General features: G+C 59.4%; 13 protein-coding genes. 5 read left to right on the top strand and 8 right to left on the bottom strand.

Annotation, left to right across the window (positions count from 1 at the left end; translation table 11 throughout):
* From A3AS_RS0106170 to A3AS_RS0106160, 3 genes are all read left to right on the top strand, one after another.
* Positions 1 to 1167 (top strand): efflux RND transporter permease subunit (locus A3AS_RS0106170; protein ID WP_018316727.1); only part of this gene is annotated, 1167 nt, incomplete at its 5' end.
* Positions 1168 to 1221: 54 nt separating this feature from the next.
* A complete protein-coding gene (locus tag A3AS_RS0106165) occupies positions 1222 to 1569 on the top strand; it encodes a hypothetical protein (protein ID WP_018316726.1) in 348 nt (115 codons plus the stop codon).
* Between the two features lie 24 nt (positions 1570 to 1593).
* Positions 1594 to 2652 (top strand): DMT family transporter, encoded by a 1059-nt coding sequence (locus A3AS_RS0106160; RefSeq protein WP_026201726.1) that lies wholly within the window; start codon positions 1594 to 1596, stop codon positions 2650 to 2652.
* 414 nt (positions 2653 to 3066) lie between these two features.
* Here A3AS_RS0106160 and A3AS_RS43265 read toward each other — a convergent pair whose 3' ends face one another.
* The 5 genes from A3AS_RS43265 to A3AS_RS0106135 all read right to left on the bottom strand — a co-directional run bounded on the left by A3AS_RS43265 (position 3067) and on the right by A3AS_RS0106135 (position 9165).
* On the bottom strand, positions 3067 to 4125 hold the full coding sequence (locus A3AS_RS43265; protein WP_157644213.1) for an SMP-30/gluconolactonase/LRE family protein: 1059 nt from the start codon (positions 4123 to 4125) through the stop codon (positions 3067 to 3069).
* A gap of 74 nt (positions 4126 to 4199) precedes the next feature.
* Positions 4200 to 4937, bottom strand: coding sequence for an EthD domain-containing protein (locus A3AS_RS0106150; protein ID WP_084674792.1), 738 nt, complete (start codon positions 4935 to 4937; stop codon positions 4200 to 4202).
* A 52-nt stretch (positions 4938 to 4989) separates the two neighbouring features.
* On the bottom strand, positions 4990 to 6408 hold the full coding sequence (locus A3AS_RS0106145) for an MFS transporter (protein WP_157644212.1): 1419 nt from the start codon (positions 6406 to 6408) through the stop codon (positions 4990 to 4992).
* A gap of 142 nt (positions 6409 to 6550) precedes the next feature.
* On the bottom strand, positions 6551 to 7042 hold the full coding sequence (locus A3AS_RS43260) for a nuclear transport factor 2 family protein (RefSeq protein ID WP_018316721.1): 492 nt from the start codon (positions 7040 to 7042) through the stop codon (positions 6551 to 6553).
* 401 nt (positions 7043 to 7443) lie between these two features.
* Complete coding sequence (locus A3AS_RS0106135) at positions 7444 to 9165, bottom strand: extracellular solute-binding protein (protein ID WP_018316720.1); 1722 nt, start codon at positions 9163 to 9165, stop codon at positions 7444 to 7446.
* 156 nt (positions 9166 to 9321) lie between these two features.
* Between A3AS_RS0106135 and A3AS_RS0106130 the strand changes: the two genes are divergently transcribed.
* On the top strand, positions 9322 to 10983 hold the full coding sequence (locus A3AS_RS0106130) for a GMC family oxidoreductase (RefSeq protein WP_018316719.1): 1662 nt from the start codon (positions 9322 to 9324) through the stop codon (positions 10981 to 10983).
* Positions 10984 to 11215: 232 nt separating this feature from the next.
* Here A3AS_RS0106130 and A3AS_RS0106125 read toward each other — a convergent pair whose 3' ends face one another.
* The gene (locus tag A3AS_RS0106125) at positions 11216 to 11842 is read right to left on the bottom strand and encodes a TetR/AcrR family transcriptional regulator (protein ID WP_026201724.1); all 627 of its coding nucleotides are present in this window, start codon (positions 11840 to 11842) and stop codon (positions 11216 to 11218) included.
* 405 nt (positions 11843 to 12247) lie between these two features.
* Between A3AS_RS0106125 and A3AS_RS0106120 the strand changes: the two genes are divergently transcribed.
* A complete protein-coding gene (locus A3AS_RS0106120; protein ID WP_026201723.1) occupies positions 12248 to 13096 on the top strand; it encodes a S9 family peptidase in 849 nt (282 codons plus the stop codon).
* 335 nt (positions 13097 to 13431) lie between these two features.
* On the opposite strand, the gene A3AS_RS0106115 is transcribed toward A3AS_RS0106120, so the two are convergent.
* Together A3AS_RS0106115 and A3AS_RS43255 are read right to left on the bottom strand one after the other, a co-directional pair.
* Positions 13432 to 15015 carry a gamma-glutamyltransferase family protein gene (locus A3AS_RS0106115; protein ID WP_026201722.1) on the bottom strand — a complete coding sequence of 528 codons (1584 nt, stop codon included), beginning with the start codon at positions 15013 to 15015 and terminating at the stop codon, positions 13432 to 13434.
* Between the two features lie 593 nt (positions 15016 to 15608).
* Positions 15609 to 16376, bottom strand: a complete 768-nt coding sequence (locus tag A3AS_RS43255) for a TetR/AcrR family transcriptional regulator (protein WP_018316715.1) — start codon at positions 16374 to 16376, stop codon at positions 15609 to 15611.
* Between the last annotated feature and the right edge of the window lie 327 nt (positions 16377 to 16703).

Raw genomic sequence — 16703 nt, 5'->3', positions numbered from 1 at the left:
GGACAGCCGATCAGCCACCGCCTGGATCATCTCCAGTCGGGTATTCGTGCCCAGATCGTGCTCAAGATCTTTGGACAGGACATCGAGATGTTGCGCCGCCTGTCCGAAACCGTGCGGCAACGTCTATCGACGACCCCCGGTCTGGTCGACCTCCAGGTCGAAAAGCAGGTGCTCATTCCGCAGGTGCGGGTTCAGGTCGACCATGCTCGCGCCGCACTTCATGGCCTGACGCCGGCCGCGATCACCCAGGCACTCGACACGCTTTCCAATGGCCGGAAGGTCTCCCAGATCGTCGACGGTAACCGCCGCTTCGACGTCGTCATGCGCCTGTCGGAGCAAGACCGTTCGACAACCGGGCTGCAAAACCTGCTCATTCCGACGGGCCTGGAATTCGTTCCGCTGAGTGCTTTGGCCGAGGTTGTCGAGACCGACGGCCCGAACCAGATTCAACGGGAGGGGACCCAACGCAGGATCGTCGTCTACGGCAACGGGGATGGACGCCGCGACATCGCCGATATCGCCGCCGACATCCAGAAGACCGTTCGGGAACTCGACTTTCCGCAAGGCTACACAACTAACCTCGAGGGCGCATTTCAGGCCCAGCAGGAGGCGTCCTGGCGCATCGGCATTCTGTCGCTGGCGTCGATGGCGATGATCTTCATCGTTCTCTACAGCCGCTATCGATCGACCGCGCTGGCGCTGATCATCATGGGCGGTATTCCGCTCGCTTTGATCGGGAGCGTTGCCGCGTTGAAGATTCCCGGGCAGCCCTTGTCGGTGGCCTCGATGATCGGCTTCATCACGCTGGCCGGCATCTCGGCTCGCAATGGGATCTTGAAGATATCCCATTATATCAATCTCGCCATTCACGAAGGTGAGCATTTCGGAATCGAGCTGATCGTTCGGGGGAGCATGGAGCGCCTCAGTCCCGTTCTGATGACAGCGCTTTGCGCAGGACTGGCCCTGACGCCGCTTTTGATCGGCGCGGACCAACCGGGCAGGGAGATCCTTCACCCCGTGGCCGTGACGATTTTTGGCGGTCTGCTGAGTGCCACTATCCTCGACACCGTCGTGACCCCGATCCTGTTCTTGATGTTTGGTAAGCAGCCGCTGGAGCGGCTCGTGGCCGGACATGCTGCAACCTTCACCCCTGCGGAAGCCTATTGACGTCCGCACCAAACCACCGAGGAGCTACCGATGAGAAGATATATTATCCCGGCCATGCTGGCTGTGATCGCGGCCATGCCGGACGTTGCCATGGCACAGACGAAGGGGAGCAATGGCGGTCCCGTCGTCAAATCGCAGGGGCATCCCATTGAGTTTGTCCGCAAGGGTACGGATATCGTCTTCTATGTTGGGGACGACGATGGATCGCCGCTTCCGACCAAGGACATGCGAGGTCGCGCAACAATTCAGGACGGCGGCAAGACTGCCACCGTTCCGCTTACGCCGACCAGTCCGAACATGATGACCGGAAAACTGCAGAGCGAGTTGTCACCAAAGGCGATTGTGGTGTTTTCGGCGAGCTTGCACGGTCATTCCCTGACGGCAAGATATACTGCCGAATAGACGGCGTTATGAAAGGCGAGGCGCATGCAACTTGACCGATCATCAATTCAATGGCCAGGCGTCCCGCTGGCGCTTGGTTCGGCTGTCCTTTTCGGTGCTGCAGCGCCGCTTTCAAAACTATTGCTCGCCAGCATCGATCCTCAGATGCTGGCGGGGCTGCTCTATCTCGGTGCCGGCCTTGGCCTTGCGGTGGTGCAGGGGGCACGAGCCGCGATTGGCCTACCGGCTCAAGAGGCGCCTCCAAGACGACACGACGTGCCTTGGTTGGTAACTATCGTTATTTTCGGAGGTATTCTTGGCCCAACATTGTTGATGCTCGGACTTGGCCGAACGTCAGCCTCTTCCGGATCATTGATGCTGAATCTCGAAAGCATTGCGACGATGGCGATTGCGTGGCTCCTGTTCCGCGAGAACGTCGATCGGCGCCTGTTATTCGGGGCCTTGGCGATCGTCCTCGGCGCAATAGCCTTGTCTTGGCAGGGTCAGGGCGTTTCGCTGGACGTGGGAGGCGCGTTGATCGCAGGCGCTTGCCTGTGCTGGGGCATTGATAACAACCTGACACGGAAATTGTCGTCTGCCGACCCCGTCATCATCGCAATGGTCAAGGGCTTGTTCGCCGGTGCGGCAAACATCGCGGGCGGATTCTGGCTGGGTAACGTATTGCCGTCTACTCGCGCAGCGATTCTCGCTGCAGTTCTGGGGTTCTTCGTGATCGGGCTGAGCCTTGTTTTGTTTGTGCTTGCCCTTCGCCACCTTGGCACTGCCCGCACCGGCGCTTACTTCTCGCTCGCGCCGTTTATAGGCGCCTTGATTGCGCTGGGCCTGGGCGACCCGTTCACTTTGAAGCTTCTCATCGCAGCGCTGCTTATGGGACTGGGCCTCTGGCTCCACCTCACTGAACGTCACGAGCACGACCATATTCATGAAGCGATGGCGCATGAACACAAGCATATTCACGACGAACATCACCGACATGATCACTCGGGAGCCGTCGCAGAGCCGCACTCACACTGGCACGAACATAGACCGTTACGGCACAAACACCCGCATTATCCCGATCTGCATCACCGGCATTCGCATTGACATCCCTAGCTCGGGTACAGCCAAGGCTCGGACCTCACGCGCGAATTAATCGAACGGTGTCTCTCGGGCGAGCGGGCCGCCCTCGAAGCGCAGATCCCCAAATCTTTCTCTAATTGGACATCGGTTGCTGGATTTAGCTCAACTTGCCTATGATGCGGCACGTCGACTGCGTGACCAGAGTATCGCGGCGGGCGTCGCCAGAATTCGAACGTGAACCGCGCGCCGATGAGCATATCGGAGGACCCAGCCACAACGCCACGATCTGTGCAGTCGATACGACTCGGCAGTGGCGGGTCGATACCATCCCCACGTCGTGGTCGCCTTGCAGTTCACGGATCACCCGGGGTCGACAAGACACGTGATCGAGCGGTTCATATCGAGAGAGGTTGGATGCAACGCGAAATCGACTGCCGCTCACCTCGGTCGACCGGGTATCGACGTCTCAATCCGATATAGACTCTTCTTCGCTGTTATGTAGAGAAACGTTCGGCGGTCACGGGTGGCAAGCGCGACGTTAGACACCGCGGGTTCGTCAGGCACGGGGATGTATGCGATCTCCTCGCCGCTTGGTGCGTAGACACGCACGCCGCGACGACTCGCCGCTGATACCGCAGCGTAGACATTTCCCCGTGCATCAACGGTAATGCCGTCAGGGCCGATCTCACTGCCGTAGTCAGCAAGAACGCGTTGATTGCTCGCTGTCCCGTCCGCGGCCAAGTCATAGGCCAATAGCCGCATGGCGCCGTTCCGCTGCGGGACCTTGTCGATGCGAAAGTCGGAGACCAAAGAATCGAGTTCGGCAACGTACAGAGTCTTTTGATTGGGCGAAATCACAATGCCATTCGGCCTGGCAACATCGGCAAGGATGAGATGGACCGAGCCGTCTGTGTCGAGGCGGTAGACTCCCTGAATCGGCTGCTCGATCGGTTCATGACCAAAATATCGGGGATCGGTAAAGTAGATACGACCTTGATCGTCGATATCGAGGTCATTCGGCGCATTGAAAGGGCGTCCTTTATAAAGCCCCGCGATTATCGTTGTTCGACCGGTCTTGCTGTCCGTGCGAACGATAGAACGGCCGCCAAAATCGGCGCCTAGCGCGACGATCATTCGTCCTTCGCGATCGAATTTGATCCCAGCGGCCATGCCACTTGGTGAACGGAAGATCGAGGTCTTGTTGGTGGCAGGATCGAAGACCAAAATGTTCCCGGCATCCATCCCAGTCGCGAACGTCATCGTGATGTCGCAGAAATAAATCCTACCGTCGGGGCCAACCGCAGGACCCTCAGTCCAGACCCCTCCATCGAATAGCTTTTCCAGCTTGGCGCCTGACGCCACGATCGGACCAGGGACCTGTACCGGCGCCGCCGTTTGGCCAGCAGTCGTTGTGATGCCCATCATAGTTGGCACCGCCATCGCGGCAATCAAACGCCAAGCGCTCCGTGACTTTTCCAAACTCATTGGCGATTTCATTGGTTTCCTCATGACTGAATGCGCGAGGGCGGTTGGCAACTTTGACTGTCAGACCCAGACTTAAGCGATGGGTGTCATTCGGGAAGAATCACACGGGGGTCGACAAGGCATGCAATCTCGCGGCTCAAATCGAAGACGTTGGATGCATCGTCACGAATTCTCCGCGTGTAGCCCGACGTATTGAAGGCGGCTTTTGCTGCCTCTGATGAATCGAACCAGAATTCGGAGGCACCATCGAATTCCTCATCGGCAGGCACGACTCCGCCCGCCAGATACCGCGTTGCGCCTGGAATCGTGTGATCCTGCCGATAGCCGCGGAGTCCTTTCGCGAAGTCTTCCTGAGCCAGCACGATATCCCTGTGCGCGGTGCGCCAGCGGTTGCTGAAGTCCTGCTGCGACAGACCTGCACGCCGGCGGTGGAAGATGAAGACCTTCACGGCGCCAGCCCCTGGAAGGATCACGTGCTCGAGTGTCTTGAGAACGACAACGCGGCCCCGATCTAGGAAAGCCTCCTCATCGGGGATCACGCGCTCCCGAAATACCGGCATCTCGGGAAAGGACGGGCCACCCTCGGTGCCGGGCCGAACGTAGACCTGCGCCACCCCGTCATAGGGGAACGGCAATTGGCCCAGGAGACCCGAACCAATCAGATGATTCTGCACGTAACCGCTGCGCAACCGAGGCCATTCCGGGATCGACTTGAGGACCTCGGCATGGACCTCGAACCAATGTTTGCCGAATTGCTCCTGGTTGATCATCGGATTACGTTTGAGCAGATACAATGGTTTCTGCCGCAGTTCGGATGATGTCATCGTTTTCCCCTGGTGAAGCGGATGTCGGACCGAATTGATGCGCCAAGCGGCGTCAGTGCGAGATGTCGGCCTGGCGTGTTTCCGGCGAAAGCACGACGCAAAGCATCGAGACGAGGCAGAACACTGCCAGGAAGGCGCCAACTCCGATGACGCTCGTTCCCCCCGTAGAGGCGAAAATCCACGTCACGATCAGCGGGGTGAGGCCAGCGCCCAGGGTCGAGCCAAGCTGATAGCCGATGGAGGCGCCGGTGTAGCGGGTCTTGGTGCTGAACTTCTCACTCAGGAAGGCCCCCATGGGTCCATAGAGCAGGCCTGCTGCGAACGAACCCAAAAGCCAGAACGCGAGGACAGTCAGGATCGGGTCACCCGTCGAGACCAGGAGGAAGTTGGGGCCGATCAGCAGAATCGAGAGCGAAAAGCCCGTGAGTAACACTGGCCTGCGTCCATACTTGTCGCTGAGATGAGCGCAGACCGGGAACCACACGAGGTTGACACCGTTTGCGAACGCGAGCGCGAACAGCGCGATGCTCGAGTCCAATCCCAGATTGCGGATATAGGTCTGTGTGAAGGTTGCCCCAACGATGAAGACGGCAAGCGGTCCTGCTGCCGTGACGACAGCGAGAATGACGGCCTTCCACTCAAAGCGCAGCAGATGAGCGAGAGGAAATCGGCTCATTTCACCTTTGCGCTTCAAAGCCTCGAGGAAAAGCGGTGACTCGCTGATCCGGTTTCTGATGTAGACGCCGATGACCAGCAACAGAGCGCTGAAGAGGAAGGGCGCGCGCCATCCCCATTGCAGAAACTGGTCCTCGGGTAGCAGTTTGACGAGCCCGAATGCGAGCGCCGAGAGCAAGGTGCCAGTCGGCGCACCGATGTGGATGAGCGACGCAAAAAGGCCCCGCCTTTTCTGATCGCCGTGTTCGATGGCCATCATCAATGCTCCACCGTACTCGCCGCCAACCGCGAGGCCTTGGATGATGCGCATGAGCAGCAATAGCGCAGGAGCCGCCCAGCCAATGGTCTGGGGCGTTGGCAGAAGACCCACCAACGTCGAAGCGATGCCCATCATCCACATTGTGATGACGAGCATGCTCTTACGCCCGAGTCGGTCGCCGAAGTGGCCAAAGATGATGCCGCCTAAGGGGCGAGCCAAATACCCAGCGGCAAATGTCGCGTAGGCAGCAACCGTGCTCATCAGCGGCGAGAGGTTGCCAAAGAAGACCGGCCCGAACACGAGCGCAGAAGCCGTGCTGTACAAGAGGAAGTCGTAGAACTCGATTGCACATCCGAGGTAGCCGGAGATGATGACGCGCCTCACTTCGCGGCGATCGGAATTTGCATGGCGTGTGTCGTCCGAGACTGCCGCCACGGCAGCCGTCCCGGCGATCGAGTAGGTATTCGGTTCCTGAAGCATCATGGACGTTCCCTCATCGTTGTTCTGCTTTCGCTTGGACGGCAGGTCGATATTCACTGCCATTGTCCGCACGTAAGCACCCTGCTTGGACAGAGCCCGCTGTGATGCAGGAATGGACACGGCAGCAGCTTGCGGCGCCCGTTTGCGAACAGGGCCGGGAATCGCTGGAAATCAACAGTTCTCGAGGCTCTTGCGGGCCTCAGGCTTTCACCTGATGTCCGGTCAAGACAAATCGACCGGGCCATTGATCTTCGATCTCGGAAATGCGCCGCATGATGCGCCAGCGGCCATCGGGATCTCGCCTCAGCGTATCCAGATATCGCCCCATCCCCCAGACGAACGACGGTTCGCCGTCGCGCGGATCGAAGCGGAACATGTAGCTCACGACATCTGCAGTGTCGCCGTGCAATTCGATCAGACTGTTGAGGACGAGGTGCTTATGAAAAATTTCAGGAGCATGCGAATGGCGGCTCGCGAAATCCTTGGTGCCAGCAACGCCTTCCCATCGATTGACCGAGCCATCCGGTCGCCTCGTCTCGCGCACGGCGTCGGCCGTGAAGCAGTCCATCAACCGGTCGAAGTCACCGTAGTCGAGGGCGTGACCGTACCGCTTCAGCGTGTCGAGTATCGCGTTTCGATCCTCCAATGCCTGGACACGCGCCTTGAGCGTCGCAAAATCGTCTTGGGACATTTCCTCACTCCAATTTTATTGTTTGCGACACGGACCCGTTGCAACAGCTCTTGGTCCGTCATGCGAGAGCACAACAGTCCACCGCAGGAGACGCAACAATGGAATTGTCCGTTTTGGACTTTTCGGCGAGGCTCGATGGATAAGAGACCTCGTGTCGATCCGCATCGTCGAACGTATCGCGCGGGACGCCGGTCCTTTCGGACGCCCTTCGCCCACGCCGACCGGTCAGTTCTGGAACGCTGCCGACGTTCTGGTTGGTGAGATGTTAGGGCGAGGCGACGACGAAGCCGCCTCGTCCCGAGGTCATCTATACGACCACGATGCGATATCTCGTGTGATGGTTCGCGAATGGAAGTAATCGAGCCAAGTCCGCCAACATCCCGCCGAATGGGACACGGCGATCATGATCGCTTGGCGTTGGTCAGATGCCGCTCCCGCTTCAGAACTGCCATGATACGGTGCTGCGCATCGCTCAGAGCCGCCGCGTCGGATTTGCGACCGGTCAGAGCGTCATGTACCTCCTCACCAATGATCGTTTCGACGGCGATGTAGCCCGGCACCGCCGGGCGCTGCCAAGCCTGGAGCTGCCCGCGCCGAGCCATCTGATCAATGGCGCGCACGATCGGGGAGGCTGCGGTCGTGTCGGGATTGGCGGCCATGCTGAAGCGCGGCAGGACAGGGAAGCCATTGTCGATCTGGCTCTGGATCGATTCGCGTGAGGTCATCCTGCCGATCGCGGCCGCTGCGGCCTCGACGCGGTCAGACGGCAGATTGGCCGGGATCGCCAGCAGGAAGCCGCCGAGCGGCGTGATATTGCCGCCGCGCGGCCCCGCTGGCTGTGGCAGGTAGCGCACGCGGCGCTTGACCCGCGAGCGCATATCCGCCTCGAAGCGCACCGCGCGCATGGACCAAGCATAGGCCATCGCCGCGCGACCGGTCAGGAACAGCTCGACCGAGGGATCCCAACTGAGCTCCAGCACGTCCGGCGGCGAAATGGTGCAGAGCCGGTGCATATAGTCGAGCGCCGCGCGCGCCGCGTCGCTCTTCAGGGACGGCATCAGTTCGGCGGCACTCCAGTCGATCGCCCGGTGTGTGGCGGGACCACGTGGCCCCTGCAGCACGGCGCCGCCACAGCAGCCGACCAGGGACATGAAGCTGGACGCGATCGGCATGCCGCGCACGCCGTTCCAGGTGATGCCGAAACGGCCTTCGGCGGGCGCGTGCAGCTTCCGCCCCGCCGCGATCACCTCGTCGAAACTGCGGGGGAAGTTGAGCGATTTCTCGGCGAACAGATCGGTGCGCGCGGCGAACAGCTCGATCGAAGAGACGATCGGCACACCGTACTGGCGGCTGGCCCATCGCCCGGTCGCCCATACCGAGGGATCGAAATCCAGCGAGTCGATGCCGACATTCAGCAGATGTGTATCCAGGCATTGCACTCGTCCGCTCTCGGCGAAGGAGCCGAGCCAGGGCGCGTTCAGGGTGATGACGTCGTATTCGGAGACCGGACGCTGGGCATTGGCCACGGCGCGCTCATACATGTCGTCCAGCTTCAGCAGATCGAAGTCGCGACGAGATGCCAGGTTATTGCGCCAATCGGCCCAGAGGTCGCGCATCGCAGCGAAGAAGGCATCGTCCTGCAGCAGAAAGCGCAGAGTCCGGCCGCCGTTGATCGTCCGCTGCATGATGCTAGGGGGCGGCGCGAGAAAGGTGTCGATGCGGTTGACTCCGAAGCTGAAATCCTCGTCGCTCTCCGCGCTCGACCGCACACCGACGGTTTGCGCCAGCACGGACTTGATGTGACGGGCATAGCCGGTGAAGGCGGCCATCATCGGCTCGCCGGGATGCAGTGTGAAGCTCTTGCCCGTGCGCGTGCGTGGCAGCCGAATGATCCAGCCGCTCGCGATCAGCTCATTGATCCGGCGCAGCGCCGTCGCGTGAGGCACGCCCGAGACCTGGGCCAGTGCGGAGACGGTCAGGATTTCGCCGCGCAGCTGCGCGGTCACCAGGCTGGTGGCGATGGCCCAGGTCGGATCCTGCTGGGTAACAGGAAATAGCTCGCCGAACGGCTCCCGGAGCCGGTCGAGGAAACCGATGACTCTCAGCAGCTCTCCTTCGTTCATGCCGGAGAATATCCATACTGAATTTATTTTTATCCAGTATGGACTAATTCTTGTTTGCCGCAAGCCGGTGCGACGTAGACTGTGGTCTTTCCGGGAAGAGGGAGGACAGTTCATGGCGGATTGGGCGGGAGCGCTGACGGCTCGCGGGTATCCGGCATGATCGCGGACTATGTCATTGTCGGCGGCGGCAGTGCCGGCGCGGTGCTGGCATCGCGCTTATCCGAGAACTCGGCGAACCGCGTGGTCCTGCTTGAGGCAGGGGCCGATACGCCGCCGGATGCCACGCCCGCTGATATCGACGACACCTTCCCGAGTTCGAGCCTCAACCCAGAATATTTCTGGCCGGAGTTGCAGGCGCGTCGACGGGAGGGCGGACGGCTCCATCCCTATCCCCAGGCACGAATCATGGGTGGCGGATCCAGCATCATGGGTATGTGGGCCTTACGCGGCATGCCGTCGGACTATCGACGCTGGTCCGAGGCCGGTGCTGAGGGGTGGGACTGGCCGGACGTCTTGCCATATTTCCATAGGGCCGAAGCCGATGAGCCATCGTCGGGCGGTCCCTATCCGATCCGTATCCCGCCGCGCGCGGAATGGCCGGGCTTTGTGCGTGCCATCGAGGCGGCGATGCAGACCCGTGGTTTTGGGCATATCGAGGACATCAACGAGACGCCCGGCTGCGGCTTCTTCGCTATGCCCAATGCCGCAACGGCACACAAGCGTTCCTCGACCGCGTCCCGCTACTTGACCGCTGCCGTGCGCGCTCGATCAAACCTGACCATTCTTGCGGGCGCCACGGTGCGGGCACTGCGAATCGAGAATGGTCGCGCCACGGGCGTCACTGTCGAGCAGGCGGGCGCGAGCCGCGAACTCACGGCGGGCGAGGTCATCCTCAGTGCCGGCGCCATCCATTCGCCGGCGTTGCTCATGCGCGCCGGCATAGGTAACGCCGAGTCGCTGCGCGACCTCGGCATCGAGCCGCGCCTCCACCGCCCCGGCGTCGGGCAGAATCTGCAGAACCATCCCTATCTGCATATCGCGATGACGCTGCCGGCACGCGCGCGGCTACCGGCAGCGTTGCGCCGCTTTGCGTTGGCCGGGGTGCGGCATTCATCGGGTTTGGCGGATTGCCCGGCGGGTGATCTGGTGCTGACGGCGATTGGTCGGGTCAGTCCGCGCAGTTTCGGTGTCGATCTCGCCATGTTCAGCGCGGCGCTGTATGCGCCGTTTTCACGGGGCACAGTGGCCCTGACCAATGCAGCGCCGGAAGCGCCTCTGGCCATCGATTTCCGCTTCCTGGACGATCCGCGCGATGCGCCGCGGGTTCTGCAGGCCGCTCGTTTTGCTGAAAGCCTGCTCGCCGATCCTCTCTTCGGGCAGCACTACCATGACGCCTTTCTGTTGCCGCCGGTGATGTCGCTCGATCAATTCGGTAAGACCGGGCTTGCCGGTGCATTGACTGCGCTGGGCGCATCCTTAGTGCTAAATGCGCCGCCGCCCATTTCACGTCTCGTATTGTCGCGCCGGTTGGCGCCTGGCTTCTGGATCGCCAATCGCCGGCACCGGCGGGTGCTGAACGACGACGACATCCTGAGTGCCATTGCGCCGATGGGACATGTCTCCGGCACATGCCGCATGGGGCGGCTCGAGGATGACAATGCGGTCGTCGATGCGCATTGTCGCGTTATCGGGCTCGGGGGCTTGCGTGTCGTCGACGCCTCGGTCATGCCTTGCGTGCCTAGCGCCAACACCAACTTGCCAACGATCATGGTCGCGGAGAAGGCTGCCGACCTGATCCGACGCGACCGTGCGCGGTAGGCGCTCGCATCGTCAACGCCGGCGTTAGAAACGAAAGACCCCATAGTTGGCATCTGCCAGCGGCGCGTTGAGCGAGGCGGAAATGGCGACACCGAGCGGTTTCGGGTGTCGTCAAGATCGATCATTCCGTCGTCCCAAAGTTCGGAAGGAGCGCAGTATTCCGACAGCTGCTGCTGATAAGCCTTGAGCGTCTCGGCGCGCACGCACTCGCTCTCATCCTAGGTTGATCTAGCTACCCAAAGCCGTCGCATGTCATCTGGAGATATCCAAAGATCGCCCTTCTGACGCGAGAGATTAAAAGCGGTGCATTGGCATCGCCTCTCTGCGCCGCAGAATCGACTATGCCGCTAATGATTGCGATTAAATCGGCAGCCGCGGAGGGATGTCGAGCAGTTGACGGCAGGTCAGCTCTTTCCAAGCAAGTCCGAAAAATCCGGACGAGTTCGGCTTTGAGGCGTTTGTCCACGTCATCTGCGAGTAGTCTTTTTCGTTCGATGTCTAGCAGACACGTAAGCGTTGGCCGCTTCAGTCGCCGGTTCACCACCGCACTGATGAGAAACCCTAAACCCTCTCTCCCGCTCGAGAAAGCATTCAATTCGCCAAAGTCGTCGAAGAGTAAGTCTGCTTCGCGCTCTATCAAGGCTCGAGTGATCGCGTCTCTGCTCGGGAAGTACTGATAGATAGACCCAGGACTCACTCTTGCGACGTTGGCAATGGCATTTGTGGTGTAATCTGCCAATCCTTTCTGTTCTAGTATGCATGCCGCAGCTTCAATGATGGTGGCGACTGTTGCCGCCGAGCGAGCTTGAACCGGCTTCTTCCTTGGCTCTAAAAGACTTCGGTTAGATTTTTTGTGCATGGCTCAATTCGAGATATACGGGCCATCTCGATGCGATGCATCGCCGGCTTCATCGCACCTCGTTTCGACGCATTCAGTACTTCTATTAATTGAGGCGTGCAAGTTCGAGGCTCAGATGTCATAGCTTCAGCTCCAAGCACGTTTTGACGATCAGCAATGTGAGCACGTGTCGTGGCTTCAGTGGGAATGTGGTCCATCCGCTGGGAAAAACAGGCGTGGGTGAAAATTGGGAAATGCGAGTATTCAAATCGCGAGCAGCCGCTCACACTGATCTGAAGATGATGATCGAAAGTGTTATCGTCGGTATAGCGATCAGAGAGGCTCGGATGATTTCGACTGGGCGTTCAGTGCTGAGTTACGTTTCGGCGTCCAAGGCGAATAATGGTATGAATGAGTGTGCCGGACATGCAGGACTACATCTGCAGAGAAGACGTAACGTACTGTACCCACGACGGAGTAGAGCTGCGTGGTGATCTTTACCTTCCTAAGGGAGATAGGCTTTTTCCGATCTTGATAGGTGTGCCCGGAGGAGGTTGGCGTATCTGCGTACGGGCCAGCCTTCGTCAATGGGGTATTTATCTCGCCTCTCGCGGATATGGCCTATTCGTTATCGATTATCGCCTTGCGACCGCAACCCGCAAGGCCTTTCCCGAGGCGGTGCAAGATGTCGTCGCGGCCGTTCGGTTTATTCGCGGCTCAGGGCCCGAACTATCCATCGATTCGCAGCGCATCGGGCTTCTAGGTGCGTCGGCAGGGGCGCATCTTGCCGCACTAGCAGCGTTTGGAGGCGACACGACTGCGTTCGGTGGGGGACATCCCGGCGATGCGTTCGCCTCCACACCAGCTGATGTAAAGGTGCTGGTGGCTGTTTACGGAGTATTCGATCTTTTCGGACAATGGCAGGACGATCTCAGTCGCAATCCGGATCCCGAATGGAATATGACGCGCAATCTTATCGGCAGAGACCCCTATGAGGATCAGCGGAGCTATTTTGAGGCATCGCCGTTGCGGCATGTCACTTACGACAAGAACCGAATGTCGGTGTTTGTGAGCTGGGGCACATCGGACGAATTCGTGGATCCCGCACAATCGGAGTCGTTCGTGCGCGCCTTGCAACAGGCTCGCTTCACTGTTCGAACACACAAGATACTCGGTGCCTCGCACTTTTGGTTTGGACAATCCCTTGATTGCTCGACCGGCGAGGACGCGAGCCTCGCGCCGCGCCTAGTTCAATTTCTTAACCAGGCTCTCTGACTGAATCGCGCCGTCCAGCGCGTAAGTTTCTGGATGCGTCGTTCGACGTTCGCGGCAGATGGCTGCTCTCTTCAACAAGCGCTGAGCTCGGAAAGGGTCCAGACCGACGATGTCGTGGACGATTCCGGCTCTATCAACTCCCTGCAACTCCAAGAATACGACGAGCGTGTTCATTCTCGCCGAATACAGAAGATGCGTGGGTTACAAGACAGATGTAATCCTCAGGGATTAAAAGACGTTAGTCGAATCAGACGGCCCCAATCGGGACGACAGATGTCGTCGCTCCCGTCCCTCCACTGCGAAACAAGAATGATCTATGCCTGGCGCACAATAGATCACCATGCCGCCACGCACCCATCGCTTCTAGGATCGCACGCGCCCTCAAGGAGGCCATCGGGATGCCGAACGATCGCACCGGCGTGGCCCATCTGAGACGTGAACGGACCGACGAGTTCAACTTCATGACCGGCTTTGCGCAGTGTCTCATAAAGTGCCGGGTCGAAGCGGTCCTCCAATTTTAGGGAAGTGCTAGCGTCCCCCCAAGCACGTCCGAGCAGCCAGCGAGGTGCCGTGATCGCCTGCTGTAAGGGCATGCCAAAGCGGGCATAGCGCGTGAAAATTGCACCCTGCGTTTGTGGTTGGCCTTCGCCTCCCATTGTGCCGTAAGTCATCACCCGTCCGTCTTGGAAACGGGCCAGGCCTGGAGTCAAGGTATGGAACGGCTTTCTGCGCGGTTGCAGAGCATTCCAGCCGCCGCACGACAATCGGAAACTGCTCCCTCGATTCTGCCATACAATGCCGGAGCGTGGCAGAACAAGCCCGGAACCAAACTCGAAGTAGGTGCTCTGGATTGCACTTACAGTCCGCCCTTCATTGTCGATCACCCCGAACCAAGTAGTGTCGCCGGCAGAGGGGGACTGAGGCCAAGGCAAGGCGCGATGACTTTCGATTCGAGCCGCCATTTTATCGAGGGCGTCACTGTCATCCAGGAGCGCCTGCGGATTTAGGTTCATCCAGGCGGGATCGCCCACATGCGTGTCCCTCACCAGGAAAGCTTGCTTCGTGGCCTCAACGAGACCATGCAAATGCGCAAAGCTTTCTGATTTGTCTGCGTGAACGCGATCGAACAGAGCTAGAATTAGTAGCGACGCGAGCCCCTGAGTTGGTGGAGCGGTGTTGAAGAGCCGAGCGCCGGTGATTTCGACCGAGAGCGGTTCAGGGCGATCCGCCACATGCTCGGCGAAGTCGGCCGTCGTAAGCGGACTTCCCAGCGCCTCCAAATCGGACGCAATAGTCGTAGCGAGAGGACCATTATAGAATGTTCCGAGCCCCTCGGAACCCAGGCGGCGGAGAGATGCCGCTAGGGCAGGCTGCCGGAAGCGTTCGCCTTCCACCATCGGTCGCCCCGCACGCTCGAAAACGCTTGCGTAGGCGCCGGGCAGATCCTTCAACTCCGAGCTTTTACTGGCGGCGACCTGAGCACCGTCGCGGGTGAGCGCTACACCGTGCTCCGCGTATTGAATGGCATCGCGAAGCAGCCGCGAGGGTGATAAAAGGCGGCGAGGGCTTGCCTCAAGCGCCGCAACCCATCCGGAAACTGCTCCCGCCATCGTGTTAGCTGCAAGCGGCCCGCGGCGAGGTATCTCGGCGAAATTCTCATACAATCCGAGATTTGCGTGACTTGCCGAGCGCCCAGAGGCGTCGATCGTATGCGTACGACCGTCGGGTTCGGCTATTAGCCAAAATCCATCCCCACCAATGCCCGTCATGTGAGGGTAGACGACTGCCAGGCAGGCGGCGACGGCGACTGCCGCCTCTATTGCGTCACCACCATCTTTGAGGACGTCGAGCCCCGTCTGGCTCGCCAAATGATGTGGTGAGACAACCATCCCCCGAAAGGAGCGAACAGTGTGCAGCATTTTATGATTGTAAGGTGCCGAACGCCGCGTTGAAGAATGCAGGCGCGCTGATCGAGGTAAACATGTGAGCCTATACAAAACCCATTCGAGGGCGTTCCACCCTCATCCAGAAGATCGAACCTAGCTCAGTCTGTGGGGCAGCGTGCTTGGCCAGATCCGCGCTATATTGTGCGTGCTTGTGTGCGATTGTAGTACTCGCGTTACAAGCGATCCCATTCCCGCGCTTTGGAGCGGGCAAGCAGCGGGAAACGTGCAGCTACAAAATGAAAGCTCACATTGTCCGTTGTGAAGCGGCCTCAAATCAACCTGAGGAAATATACCGAAGGAGGTTCACACTTATCCAAATGGTGATGCTGCGTGAGAGCTCGTGCTATTCGTTTGTCACTCTGGACGGCGCGCTGCTCGCGATCAGCCGCTCCCTCGGTTTAGTATTGAAAAGCGCGTTCTCAAAAGAGAATCGTGAGCATTGGCGATGTCTAGGAATTGTCCGTACGCCGCACGCCTGTTAGGCGGCGGAGAATGCCGTGCATTCAATCCGCGCGTCGCCCCGGTCATAAAAGCGTTTCGACGAAATCTTAGGTCTTAACCCAGTCCTACTTGTGACGGTGTTCATCATCAGCGAGCCGCTGACGATGGTGCGCATTTCGCACTCCGACTTTATAGCCCCGCGGATTTCCCGGATCTGACGCCTGGGAATCGATCTTTCGAAGGTTCCCCGTTTGCTGCTGAGCCAACTTCACCTTCATGTCCAAATAACCCCACACTGCCGCCTCGATAGAGCGCGTTAGAGAGGATGCATCGACCTCTCCTCGTCGGCCGCTGGCGTAATTTAGCGCCTTGGCAATCTCGACTATGTCCATAGCCGTCGTTTCAGATACGGACATTGAGAGACCGAAGCTCTTCCGTAGGAACTCTTCTAGCGAAGCTCGGATGATTGTACCGGCGCGCGACGCTGGCATGAGCGATGCTAATCGAACTTCCTCGAAATCCAGCAATCTTGCCAACAGTGGACGTCGTACCTGATTGCGGACGGCCGCCTTAAACACCTCCCGCAGTGCTCGTCTCGGCGGGGTTAAGGCGAGCGCTGCCAAGATGGCGTCGACCATACTGGTCGTCTCGCGCTCGATGAGTGCGATGGTAACTGCGTCTTTGTTCGGAAAATACTGGTAAAGCGACCCTATGCTTACTCCGGCACGAGCCGCGATCTCGTTCGTCGTGTAGCCGTCAAACCCGTAACGTTCAAGAATATCGGCCGCACCCTCGAGTATCGTATCCACCGTTAGGGCCGCGCGGGTTTGAGCGGGCGTTTTTCTGGGGTTCAGCCGCTGCGTGCCAACCTTATTGAAGCGTGATGAGCTCATGTGAGAAATGCTCGTACCTTTTCTGGCTGTCGTCAAGGGTATCCTGATCCTGCAGACGTCACCGTGCGCATTGCTCCGATGTTCTTTCGACGGTCTTCCCGACGGTTGCCATGCCCGAACCCGCGACCTTCATGTCGGCGACGCGCGCGGCAACGGTCTAGCTGGGGGCGGGGAAGTCGTACCAATGGCCGTGCGAATGTTGGGAGTTCCGTAGCTCGAGGACGCATATGGTTGCATCATTCGTGATGGGACTTTCATCCGCTCGCGTCAGGAGTCGGCGCCGAGTTGAGCAATCTGTTTGGTGTGCATGCCGACTGAAGGCAGGCG

This window comes from Bradyrhizobium sp. WSM2793, assembly GCF_000379585.1.
In the GTDB taxonomy this organism is placed as follows: Bacteria; Pseudomonadota; Alphaproteobacteria; order Rhizobiales; family Xanthobacteraceae; genus Bradyrhizobium.
The sequence above is the reverse complement of the archived record's forward strand: the minus strand, read 5'-3'. Positions and strand labels throughout refer to the sequence as shown.

Bases quoted from the DNA above. Each gene is read 5' to 3' on its own strand.
- A3AS_RS0106165 (WP_018316726.1), top strand. From the start codon at position 1,222: ATGCTGGCTGTGATCGCGGCCATGCCGGACGTTGCCATGGCACAGACG.
- A3AS_RS0106160 (WP_026201726.1), top strand. From the start codon at position 1,594: ATGCAACTTGACCGATCATCAATTCAATGGCCAGGCGTCCCGCTGGCG.
- A3AS_RS43265 (WP_157644213.1), bottom strand. From the start codon at position 4,125: ATGAAATCGCCAATGAGTTTGGAAAAGTCACGGAGCGCTTGGCGTTTG.
- A3AS_RS0106150 (WP_084674792.1), bottom strand. From the start codon at position 4,937: ATGACATCATCCGAACTGCGGCAGAAACCATTGTATCTGCTCAAACGT.
- A3AS_RS43260 (WP_018316721.1), bottom strand. From the start codon at position 7,042: ATGTCCCAAGACGATTTTGCGACGCTCAAGGCGCGTGTCCAGGCATTG.
- A3AS_RS0106135 (WP_018316720.1), bottom strand. From the start codon at position 9,165: ATGAACGAAGGAGAGCTGCTGAGAGTCATCGGTTTCCTCGACCGGCTC.
- A3AS_RS0106130 (WP_018316719.1), top strand. From the start codon at position 9,322: ATGATCGCGGACTATGTCATTGTCGGCGGCGGCAGTGCCGGCGCGGTG.
- A3AS_RS0106125 (WP_026201724.1), bottom strand. From the start codon at position 11,842: ATGCACAAAAAATCTAACCGAAGTCTTTTAGAGCCAAGGAAGAAGCCG.
- A3AS_RS0106120 (WP_026201723.1), top strand. From the start codon at position 12,248: ATGCAGGACTACATCTGCAGAGAAGACGTAACGTACTGTACCCACGAC.
- A3AS_RS0106115 (WP_026201722.1), bottom strand. From the start codon at position 15,015: ATGCTGCACACTGTTCGCTCCTTTCGGGGGATGGTTGTCTCACCACAT.
- A3AS_RS43255 (WP_018316715.1), bottom strand. From the start codon at position 16,376: ATGAGCTCATCACGCTTCAATAAGGTTGGCACGCAGCGGCTGAACCCC.